The organism is Bacteroides sp. DH3716P, from assembly GCF_025914115.1.
In the GTDB taxonomy this organism is placed as follows: domain Bacteria; phylum Bacteroidota; class Bacteroidia; order Bacteroidales; family Bacteroidaceae; genus Bacteroides; species Bacteroides ovatus.
Genome location: NZ_CP083673.1, coordinates 2,966,879 through 2,979,223, shown reverse-complemented (window position 1 = coordinate 2,979,223; position 12,345 = coordinate 2,966,879). Strand labels below are relative to the sequence as shown.

Sequence of the window (12,345 nt, the reverse complement as noted above, 5' to 3'; positions counted from 1 at the left end):
CCACACTTAACAGCTACCATCTGGACCTTACAGAACGAGCTTTTTAGTTTTGCTACAGTTCTTCTCCATAAAGACACAAATTATCTTGCCATTTTATAGATTTCATTGCCCGCCATCAAGAAAGCGCCGACTCCATAAACTTCCGTCATATCACGAGTCACTTTCTTCGGATCAGCACCGATTTGCTGCACATAGCCTAGTTTCCCATCCGGTTCCACTGCCGATAACAATGCCTTCCATCCCTTTATCATCACAGGAAGATAAGTCACCTTATCCAACAACCCTTCGTTAATACCATAGGCTATGGAATAAACTATAAAAGTAGTGCAACTGGTTTCCGGTGACGGATAAGAAGCAGGGTCTAACAGACTTGCGTGCCAGAAGCCATCAGGATGCTGCAATCCGGCAATCCGTGTAGCCAGTTTCACAAACAGTTCCTCATAGAATTTGCGGTTCTTGTCTTTTCGAGGTAACTCTTTCAATATTTCAACCAGACCACCAAGCACCCAACCATTACCACGACCCCAAAAGACTTTCTTGCCATTAGCTTCACGCTTATCAAAATAGCGCCAGTCACGGTAGAATAAATTTTCTTCCTTATCGAACAAGTAATCATAAGTCGCTTTATACTCACGGTTCATAAACTTGATGTATTTCTTGTCTCCGGTCAGCATATACAGTTTGGCATATACAGGGGGAGCCATGAAGAGGGCGTCACACCAAGTCCACCGTTCCAAAGTTTTCAAGTCACCTTCCACTAATTTGAAACTGCCTTTAGAAGGATGATTGATAATCCATTCCGTACGAGCCAATGTTGGTACAATCATCTCTTCATCCTTATATTTGCGATATAAATCCAAAAAGGATTGTGACACGGCAATATCATCAGCATGATAAAACCGTTTGTCCGGCTGCCAGCAATTCCGGCGACCTATACGGGTCAACCATTTATAGTAAGTATCATCACCGTCTTCTTTCTCTGCCAATTCAGCCCAATCGACCATACCGACATAGAGAGCACCTTGCGGCCAGTTCAGGTCGTCATGTTCAGGAGCCGGATGTGGATTGGCAATTTGCCAATCCGCAACCTTTCTCATGATAGACTTAACTTCGGACTTTTGGAAAGGGATTTCTACCGCTCTCACGAAAACACTGCATAAAAGGTATGCGCTTAACAAGAATATCTTTCTCATATTATCAATTCTTTACTTTCAGTCTATCAATTCCAATTTCACCTTTTTATCCTTCACTTGTACATAATAAGTACCTTTTTCCAAAAAGCGTTTACCGTCTCCATCAATAAAGCCCAAGTCACGTAATAAATCCACTTCAAATCTGAAAGTTCTGGTTTCACCGGCCCTAATCGTTTGCTTCTCAAAATATTTCAATTCTTTTACCGGACGGGTAATCGTTGAATAAGGGTCTGTAATGAACCAATAGACAGTTTCCGCACCATCCCTGTCGCCTGTGTTGGTCACCGCAACTTCTACTGACAGTTTATCTCCCCTTTTTAGTTGAGTAGCAGATGCCTTGAGGTCGCCATACTCAAAAGTAGTGTAGCTCAATCCATGTCCGAACTCATAGAGCGGTTCTATCGTCAGGTCTTGATACTTGCCCTGATGAGGACGGGCACTCTGCCGCCGATTATAATAGATGGGAATCTGTCCGGTTGCATACGGAAAAGTAATGGGCAACTTGCCGGAAGGATTGATTCTTCCTGTCAAAATGCCCGCAAGCGGTTTGCCTCCGGCAATGCCCGGTTGCCAGATTTCAACAATGGCGTCACAAACCGGCTCCAGACGGCAAAGTTCCAACGGACGTCCGTTGGAGAGAATCAGCACAATCGGTTTGCCGGTCTTCTTCAGTTCCATCGCTAATTTCTCCTGTATCTTCGGCAAGGCAATGGAAGCACGCGAAGCATTCTCCCCGCTCCAGTTCCGCTTTTCACCTAGACAAAGCAGGATGACATCCGCCTTCCCGGCCGTAGCGACAGCTTCGGCAAAGCCCGATTCATCCTTACCGTCAAAGTCGCATCCTTTGGCATACAGCAGTTGTGACAAGTCTTTCAGTTCCAGTTTCAGCCCGTCATAAATTCCTACCACATCACCGTCCTTGCCGTGAGCAGTCCAGGAGCCTAACAAGTTCCAGCGATTTTTACCTAACGGACCTATGACCGCCACCTTTGTATCCGCCGCCAATGGCAAACGTTTCTCCTTGTTCTTTAACAGCACAAAAGACTCTTCCGCCAATTTCTCTGCTATTTTTATATCTTCCGGCTGCAAGAAGCGCTCCTTTTCTGTCGTCTCTCTTATGTAAGGATTCTCAAACAAGCCCAGGCGGAACTTCAAACGAAGGATGCGGCGAACGGCATCGTCCACAATCTCCACCGGCACCTTGCCCTCCCCTACTAGTTCTTTCAGGTATTTGTCATATCCGCGGGACATCATGTCCATATCCACGCCTGCCATGATTGCTTTTTCGCTGGCTTCCTTCAGGTCTTCCGCCGCTCCCTGGGAAATCAACTGTACAATGGAACCCCAATCCGAAACTACAAATCCGTCATGACTCCAACGACCTTTCAATACCTCTCTCATCGTATAATGATTGGCAGAGGCGGGTACACCGCTTATATCATGAAAGCCACTCATCAGGGTAACGGCACCCGCCTTCACTCCCATTTCATAGGGAAGCATATAGGTATCCCAAAGAGTCTGCGGAGAGATTTCCGTATATACGTAGTCACGTCCCGCTTCCGAAGCTCCATAACCGATATAATGTTTCAGGCAAGCGGCAATATGCTCCCCGTCCGCCAAATTATTACCTTGATATCCTTTCACTGAAGCGACAGCAAAAACTCCGTTCGTATACGGGTCTTCCCCATATCCTTCGGAAACGCGCCCCCAGCGAGGATCGCGTGCCACATCAATCATCGGCGAGAACGTCCAGTCCAGTCCTGCCAGACGCGCTTCCCTGGCAGCCATGGCGCAAGCTTTCTCCACCAAAGCCGGATTCCACGAACAAGCCTGCGCAATGGAAATCGGGTAAACAGTACGGAATCCGTGAATCACATCGTGCCCGAACAGTACAGGTATCCCCAACCGCGACTCTTCCATAGCTTTCTTCTGTATGTTGTTACGCAGGTGGGGACTAGTGCTATAATAAAGAAGCGCACCGATTTCCGCAGGGATATTCTTCACCTCCTCACCAATATTGTTCGCGTTCGTATTCCGTCCCGCAACATACTGGCTCAGTTGAAGCACTTTCTCTTCCATTGTCATGCGCAAGAGTAAATCCTCCACACGCTTCTCCGTCGGAGCTTTCGCGTCTTTATATACGGCAGGCTTCTCATTCCTCGCCTCAAGCATGCAAAACGCCGTCCAAAGGCACACCCCACACGCTATCAACCTTTTTTTCATCATGGTTTCTTTCATTTAATTAAATATAGCTTTATCTGACAGGCGCATGGTGCGCTTGCCGTTACTTTTCAGTTCAAAAACGGTCAGGGAATTTGCTCCCTTTTGCAATGTTTCTGCTGGAAGTTGTATAGATTGCTGCGCATTCTGTTCCCAGTAAGAGCCCGCATAATGTCCGTTCACCCATACTTCTCCCATTCCCCAACCGGAGACATCCAGATAAGTATCAGCGGGGATTTCTACTGTAAAAGTCCCTTTATAGAAACAAGGGCGACCACCGTCCGTTTGTGGTGCGAAAGTCAGTTCACCGACTGCACAATCGCGTACCGCCAAAGGAATCATTCTCCAATTCCCTATTTCCGTATCCGACAAGGTGATACTGCCAAAAAGCCCTTTGGAATTATCCAATATCTCCGGCCCATAGGTGATACGGCCGATATTTTCCGCATATAATTGCAAGGTGTGCTTGCCTGCAAGCACCTGTAAGGGGATTGCTTTCTTCTCTTCCGTCATCCATCCCTGTAACTTTCCATCTACATATACGGCGGCATAGTCTCTTACATTTTCCACCGTCAATACCGGGTTCTCCTCCTCTGCCGTGATTGTGGCCTCATAAAGGGCGTATCCGAACTCAAGTCCCAACTCATTCATCGGCAGCAATTCCTCTGCCTCCTGCACTTCTCCGTAAATTTGCTCCAAAGAAGCCGTCTCCGACATCTGTATTTCCTGTGCCGATACAGATGTCAGAAACAAAAGACTTAGAATAAAACTAAAACTTCTCATTCTTTCCCTATTTTCTTAAGAACGATTCTATAAACGACGCTTCTACATCTACTTGCGGGTTGAAGCGGTCACTCTTCACATAGCGGTCGATACTAACCAGCAGTTGTTGAGTGGCAGGCCGTTTCTCCATTTCTTTCTTTGTATCCAGTGCCAACACCATCAGCTTCCCATTTCCTATTCTGGCTTCAAAACCGATTCCCAGTTTGTGGTTAGTTTCATAACTGTCTATCACCTGAATGAACGGACGCAACTGACGTGGCGCCTCATCCATTTCGATTACTTTGGCATGCGTTAAGATGTCCCACCATTGCCAGTCAAGGTGTTTTTCCGTAATGAAATCGTCGAACATCGCCTTGTCTGTATGAATCAGACAACCCAGTGTCATCGGTTTCCATTTGAACATGATAGGATTCCAGAAATGATTATGGAAATTGGAACTACGCCCTATAACCTTAGCCGGCATGGGGCATAGGACAACTTTCCTTCCTTCTTTAAGGAATTGTTTAGCCCTGTCGTCAAATACCGTCGTATAGAGAACATCCGCCGTAGACTGCATCAGTTCTTTCAGTTCCCGACGAGGATATACCCAAATATCCCAGCTATTATTGATTGTATTATTCACCGATAAATGAACAGTCAGCTTTTGAGGAGCGGTGATACCGTTAAGTGCATAACTAAATTCTCCTGCGGAAAAAACACCATGATTACCGATATTTTGTGTTTTTAGCTTTCCACTTTTCAGCACCTTGCCGTCCGCATCTGTCACCCACCACTTAAACTTAGCGTTTTTCAGGGCAGAGGGACTATAATTATAGATTTCCGCTTTTCCTGTGAATACGTCGTCGTTATAGTACGAACGTTTCGAAAAACGCAGCAGAGCCACAGTCGGAGCACAGAATTCCCGGAACTTCTCCGGTGTAATCAGTCCTTTAGAGTTCCAGAAAGGATCGAGGATACCGACAGGCGCATATCCTTGCCCCGTAAAGTCATTAATAGACAAAAGCTGGAAACCGGATTTCAGATAAGTACGCAGTTGAGCTTCAATCACGTCTTTATATTCGAGTACGGTTTGCGCACCGGAAACCTGATAGAAATCATCTGCCTGATCCAACATGCCATGTGCTTTCAAGGAATCACGATACACTTCAAAATTGCGTGCTTGTACAGGGCCGGTAAAGTTAGGAATCTCCTTAAAATTAGGATAGATACAGCGTTGTCCCGATTCATGGGAAATGACAGGTACGTCAATACCCAACTCTTTGTTTTTATCCCAGTCGGTAGATGGTCGTCCTTCATAAATAGCCATGTGACCTTTGGTAGTCTGGTGAGTGATATAGAATTGGTCGGACTTGACACGGGTACGGGCCGTCGAACCGCTGTACAGTCTGCGGCTGTCAGTGGTACGTCCATAATGAGTAAGTTCTTCGATAAAATCAAAATTACCGGTAATCTCATTACCATTGCAATAGAGAACAAAGGAAGGATGATTGCCATACTCTTTCAGAATGGCTTTCTGCTCGCGACGGAAGAAATTATAACGGGCTTCGTCCGGTTCAGCATCTTTTCCCCACATCGGCATTTCCACTTCAAGATATACTCCCAATTTATCAGCCACCCGAAATGCAGCCGCAGGCGGACACCAAGAATGAAAACGCATGTGATTCATTCCATAGTCTTTCAGGATAGTCAGCACACGTTCCCAAGACGCATCATCCACCGGCGCATAGCCTGTTTTAGGGAAGACAGCGTTCTCTACTGTTCCACGTAAGTGTATCCGGTTACCATTGAGATAGATTTTATCCTTATCCGCCGTTATCTCACGCATTCCGAAAGTAGTAGAACGGCTATGTTGATAGTTTGCATTGTCAGCACGGATAGTCAGGTCACATTGCAATGTATAAAGATTGGGAGTAAATTCATCCCACAACCGGACATTCTTTCCTAATGCGATAACATCTTCTACATAAAAGACAGAATCATTTCCACTGACGGTTATCTCTTTATTCAAATCATACGAATTGCCTGATATTGTAAAAGCCGCTTTTCCGGTAACCGGTTTATGAGTATGATTCAGTATTTTCATTTTCACTTTTACCGAACGGCCTGACACATCCGGATATAACTGCATATCATCAATGTACACAGGGTCTACAGCCATTAACTTCATTTCACCCAATATGCCATTCCAGTTGATTTGCGTAAATTCGGAATGAGCATGATCCCATTTGTGGGTATCATACTGATAACGATTGTCAATACATACGGTAATAACGTGTGTCTTACCCGGTTTCACAAAATCTGTCAGTTCATGATTATGAGGAACACTGACATAATCAATCTTACCAACCTCTTTCGTATCCACATAAATGGAACTTAGCCAATGTGTCCGTTCAAAATACACGAAGATACGTTTCCCTTTCCACTCCTTCGGAATAGCAATCTCACGTTGATACCAAGCCGGCCCCATGTATTCATATACACGGGTCAGACGGTCAATATGCCGATACGGAGATTTGTAACCTATCTTGTAATCATCCGTAATGGCCGGCAGGACAATCGATTCTTGCAAACGATGTATATAACGCACATCTAACGAACCACGCCGGAAATCCATCACATCCGTCTGAAATCCCCACTTACCGGATAAATCTATTTCCTGCGTCTGCGCTTTCAAAGGTGATAATTGGGTTATCAGCGCAAATGCAACAAAAACTAACTTTATAAACTTGTTCTTCATATAAATATCTATTAGTGATCTTACTTCAAATGTTTATCGGCAAACTTCACAAACTGCGTCCAGTCATACAGATTAATATCATGTTTTCCCGAACGGATATGATAACCTATAGTGCCTGACAATACAGGCTGATTAACAGCCGGCATTTCTTTTACCGGCAATCCCGGCAGCCCGAACAACTCATAAACAGGAGAGGCATATACACCGGAAAGAAATTCCCCTTTCGGGTCAGCCCAGCGGTCTTCTTCCGCACTGGCAATATAGACCGGACGGGGAGCCATCAGAGCAATCAATTCATGCTGGTCGACAGGAAGAGTGTCTTCTTTATCATTGTATTGCCAGAAATTCCGGCAAAACCAATGTGTAAACTGACAGTTCACAGCCCGTACAGTCTCTCCGAACTTTCTCCGCGACAATGCCGCACCACCACAACCGGAATCATTAGAAATAACCAAAGCAAAACGTGGGTCTATCGCACCGGCCCATAAAGTCGTTTTTCCGAGACGTGAATGTCCGAAGATGGCTATACGTTTGGCGTCAATGTCTTTATCCGTTTCAAAATAATCCATCGCACAACTCATTCCCCATGCCCAGGCAGCCAGAGTTCCCCACTCATCTTCAGCAGGCCGTGTCTGTCCCTTTTTGTAGTACAACGGATGAACTCCGTTCTGAAAACCATCATCAAAATCCGGATCAATGTCCCCACGGTAGAAAGTGGCCAGTCCATATCCATGTTCCATCAACATCTCTACCGGCCATCTGGAAGCTGCACTACCCCGGGGAAACATACGTTTTCTGCCATAAGCAATCATTCTCTCTTCTGACGGGAAAGTGATGCCCTCATCCGGGTGAATGGCATGATTACCTTTGAAATTTATTCCGAAAAACATGGGAACAGTCCCTTTTCGCCGATTAGGCAGATACATAAGTACTGTCAGATAATGCTTCTCATCTTTTGTGAGATAAACGGCTACTTCCTTACGGGTAGCCAAACCGCCCAAAGCTTCTCTATCTTCGTTCAGTAGCCGGAAATGCAAGTCCTTCGAGCGAACTGGAGCTTTACCATATATTTGAGTTTCGAACAGGCGGAGCAGTTCCGGACGCCGCTTTTCCACCCATTCTTTTTTAGTCGTCACTTTTCTGCCATTAGTCAGGGTCAGGACATCAGGAAGCGTATAGACAGGCACCTTACTCTCATCATAATTTACTTTTGTGATAACTTGTTCCAGTTCCGCAAGTTCTGATGTAGACTTGGAGCGAAGCCCTGTTTCATGGGCCGATTTCTGTTGGGCTTTCATTTCTCCTCCAAGAAATGAAAGCCCAAAAAGCAAACATACAAACCGAAAGCTATTTTGTCTCATGGATATTTAAGATTACATCCTAATTAATTTCTACTCACCAAACTTTGTTTTATAATACTCCCTCATCAAGTACCACGCCTTTTTGCGTATTCCCTGATCCGAGACTAATCCCTTACGATTTCAGCCATCCTGATTGGTCGGATGAAAACGGAACGGAGAACGGAAATCAAATAAAATCCATGGAGATACCCCCCGAAGATTCGGTATATTGTCGAACATACGGATATTGTCTCTGTAAAGCCGGGCTTGGTATTCTTCACTCCAGGAGCTTGCTACATTTTCATCTCCCGACTGCCCGTATAATGCCTCACCGCCAAACTCCGATATAATCAGCGGTTTATCCGGTATTACTTCCCATACCGCATTTTCCGGCTCGATGGGCCACGGATGATACCAACCCATGTATTTGTTGACCGCTACAACATCCAGTTGTGAGGTAAATGAATCTTCCATCACAAAACGTTTCTTCTCACGATTAAAACGTACCAAATCGAAAGCAGCCACATACAAACGGGTCGTATCCAATTGTTTGCCTGTTTCCAGCAAAGAGGTAAGAAATTCATTCCGTGCTTTGGAAGGCTGCGTTTCATTGGCAATTCCCCAATATCCGACTGCACAGCGATTCTGGTCACGCTTTATCATTTCAGACAACATCCTTTGCGCTTTCTTACGGGTATTGTTGTTCGTAAAGTCAATACCCTGCCAGACAGGTATCTCCTGCCAAAGGATAAAGCCCATCTTTTCTGCCAGTCGCACCGTATATTCGTTTTGCGGATAATGTGCCAGCCGAATCATATTTACGCCAAGCGCTTTTGCCTCATTCAGCAGCATCGCCGCATCTGCTTCCGAGAAAGCACGCCCCATGCGCTGAGGGATTTCTTCATGAAAGGAAATGCTGCACATAAATGTCGGCTTGCCATTCAGATAAATATCCGTTCCTTTCACCGTGATATTGCGGAAGCCGATTTGTTCTTCTACACGATCATTGGCTGAGGAAACGATTACTTCATAAAGTTTAGGATTCTCCGACGACCAACGTTCTAACTTCTTTATATTGAATACCGTTTCAGCCTTTCCTTCGGCATCAGTCAGCATATCAATGCTTGTTTTCAGTTCAGGGATAGAAACCGTAATCTTCTCACCTGCCTTTTTGTCCGAGAGAGCGACTTTGGCAATCATCCGGTTGGGAGATTCCTTATCCAGTTGGATGAAATAGTCTTCCAGATAAGTTTGTGGGGTAGTGACCAATAATACATCACGTGTGATACCGCCATAATTCCACCAGTCAAATGACATGGCAGGTATGGCATCTTTGGTACGACGGTTGTTTACTTCAATGGCAATAAAATTTTCTCCCTCATTCAGCAAGTCCGTCACTTCTATCTGGAAGGGAGTAAATCCTCCTTCATGACTTCCGATCTCTGCCCCATTCAAATAAACACGGCAACGATAGCTGACAGCTCCGAAATAAAGGAACTGACGTTTATGTGTCAAACGCTTTGCATCAAAATGACGTGCATACCATACTGTGCCTTCATAGTATTTAAGCTCCGGCGTTTGTGAATTCCAGTCACCAGGAACATTCAGCCGCAATCCTCCTTGAAAAGAATATTCATAGAAATCAGTGTTTCCTTTAGGACTTTGATTTCTATATACCTTCATTCCCCGACCTTGGTCATACAAGTCAATGATAGCATTCCATTTGCCGTTTAAAGAACGGATATCCCGACCATATACATTAGTTATCAGGTTTTGAGCTACTGCATTCCCTACAAAAAGGATAAACAGCAACATACACACGATTGTCTTTTTTCTGATTTGCATTAAATTATCTATTTATAAGATTAATATTCTTAACTATCAACGATTTACGCTCACGTTACTGAGTATATATATCCAGCATGGTGAGTATATATATCCAGCGTGGTGTATCTATATACCCACCACGCTGTATATATATGGCCTGTAAACAGGATAATTATCTTATTTCATAGCGATATAGCATAAAGTCATTCTTCTCAGGTAGAGAGACTTTTATTGTTCCTTTTCTGCCGACAGTCGTTGCCATCAGTTTCCCATTCCCCAGTATCGGCGTACACATAACTTCTGCACCTTCGGGCAACCATGTTTCCACCCATGTCTCCTCCCGTGCATTATCTTCCCTGTAAATAAGGAGATAACCGTTTTTTGAATGACAAAGAGACTGAAATCCAGTCCACGAGCGCCCCGAAGGCTCTTCACCAATCGGTAAAATAGTTCCTTGATGGAAATCATACTGCACTTTCTTATACTTCTCCATTAAGTCTCTAATGCCAAATGCTTCTTCCGGCAAGTTGGAAGCCTCAAACCATGCCAATGGTTGCCCCGCCATAGTGGTCGCAAACAAATATTCAAAAGAATATCGGTGCGGGGCAAACGGATCATCTCCATATTTCTCCGTATTTCTCCATTTATTCAGAAACTCGATTTGTAATTTCTCTGCCGGAACATATTTGGACAGCATCCACAGGTTGCGAAGCGTCCAGTACGGATAGTAATTCTGCCAATCCGTATAACGGTTCTCTAAAAAGATGTTTCCATATTCGTTGAACATATGATAACCTCCCCGCCGACTGGCTGTCGCATCCAAATTGAACATGACTTTATTATCCGTTTCCGCCAATACTTTATCAAACAAGTTCCGGAGATTAATCTCCGCTTTCTTGGTAGGAATAGTCAATCCGTCAATCTTAAAAATACGGATACCATATTCACGATACAATCCTATCAGTGTTTCGGCATCTTTCTCCCAGTCGACAAAATCATTCTGCACACTCGGATTAAACCACAAACCAATTTCAATGCCCAGTTTCTTTCCTTTCTTTACTATCGGAGCCAATCCGCGGGGATATTTGACAGGATCCGGTTTCCAATAGTCCTTATTGTCCCAGATATTCTTAAAAGAACCTTTAGCTACCGCTGAGTTCGGGCTCTTGCCCACCTGCCATCCATCATCTATTTGAAAATGAGTGATTCCCAGTTTTGCGGCACGTTCCAACTCTTGCAGGCAAAATGCCTCATTGACTTTTGTGTCCTGACTACGGTCGCCCCAAGTGTTCATCATAACCATTTCATCACGATTCCGGAAATGACGACGAATATTCTTCTGGTAACTGCGGAGCGCTGTCAGTGCCTGCAATTCACCATCGCCATATACCCCTGTGACGCAACTATATGTTCTTGTCCATGTATCTTCCTGAATATTCTTTTCAGTAATTCCCAGTCCTGTAATCATGAATTTTCCGAATTCTGCGATGAAATCAGCACCTTTATAGGCTAACTGGACACTGGAACAAGGGGATTCTTTCAGAAAGAAAAAGCCGGTGCCTTCTTCCCCGTTTCGAACAAAGAGCAAATTCCCCCGATAACTGTTTTTACGATAGGCTATAACATCCCTCTCTGCCAACAAATTGTTGTTCCAATCTGTCACATCCCAAAATTCAACAGCCTTGGCATGCCAATGCTGCCCTTTAAGATATAATTGATCCAAAATAGCCGTAACGGATTTGGATTTCATGTCTTCAACGAACTCGATGTTTTTCCGGTCAGCCGCATTTTCTTCCCGTCCGCCAAAAACGCTGTTAACACTCCCTTTCAGATAAGTGTCACATGCTATGGCCGGACAACCGTCATATATACGATAAATCCGTTGTATATCCAATGTTCCCAAAGAGAATGTAACTATCGTCTTCAAGTAGGCCGGATGAATATCAGTCGCAGCCACCTTTTCTACCCGACAAGCTCCTTTGGAAGCTTCCCGGGTATCTTTGGAGATAAAGAAGTCCGGTGCCTGCTTTACCGTGAAAGTTGTTTTCCGGTTTGCCTTATCGCTCAGACTATAAGTGACAAGATTACCGTCATTCCAAATGAATTTTCGTTCAATACACTCATTTCCAATCACTAATGTATCTCCCTTCAACTCACTATAGCAGGTTTTCTGTGCATAAAGAGAAGACAGAGTACAGGCCAAGGCCAATACTATCAATAGTTTTTTCATGGTTAAAAAGTTATT

At 44.6% G+C, this 12,345-nt stretch carries 6 protein-coding genes and 1 pseudogene; all 7 read right to left on the bottom strand.

Annotation, left to right across the window (positions count from 1 at the left end; all coding sequences use genetic code 11):
- Positions 1-80: 80 nt before the first annotated feature.
- Positions 81-1,193: a glycoside hydrolase family 105 protein gene (locus KQP79_RS11015; protein WP_004311188.1), complete on the bottom strand. Its 1,113-nt coding sequence runs from the start codon at positions 1,191-1,193 to the stop codon at positions 81-83.
- Positions 1,194-1,211: 18 nt separating this feature from the next.
- Positions 1,212-3,416 carry a glycoside hydrolase family 3 N-terminal domain-containing protein gene (locus KQP79_RS11010; RefSeq protein ID WP_032849403.1) on the bottom strand — a complete coding sequence of 735 codons (2,205 nt, stop codon included), beginning with the start codon at positions 3,414-3,416 and terminating at the stop codon, positions 1,212-1,214.
- A gap of 15 nt (positions 3,417-3,431) precedes the next feature.
- Positions 3,432-4,196: a hypothetical protein gene (locus KQP79_RS11005; protein ID WP_004311186.1), complete on the bottom strand. Its 765-nt coding sequence runs from the start codon at positions 4,194-4,196 to the stop codon at positions 3,432-3,434.
- 7 nt (positions 4,197-4,203) lie between these two features.
- Positions 4,204-6,933 carry a sugar-binding domain-containing protein gene (locus KQP79_RS11000; protein WP_234120613.1) on the bottom strand — a complete coding sequence of 910 codons (2,730 nt, stop codon included), beginning with the start codon at positions 6,931-6,933 and terminating at the stop codon, positions 4,204-4,206.
- A gap of 20 nt (positions 6,934-6,953) precedes the next feature.
- Positions 6,954-8,231, bottom strand: a complete 1,278-nt coding sequence (locus tag KQP79_RS10995) for a hypothetical protein (protein WP_004311184.1) — start codon at positions 8,229-8,231, stop codon at positions 6,954-6,956.
- A 93-nt stretch (positions 8,232-8,324) separates the two neighbouring features.
- Positions 8,325-10,118: pseudogene (locus tag KQP79_RS10990) on the bottom strand (glycoside hydrolase family 2 protein).
- 154 nt (positions 10,119-10,272) lie between these two features.
- A complete protein-coding gene (locus tag KQP79_RS10985) occupies positions 10,273-12,330 on the bottom strand; it encodes an alpha-galactosidase (protein ID WP_004311182.1) in 2,058 nt (685 codons plus the stop codon).
- Positions 12,331-12,345 lie beyond the last annotated feature (15 nt).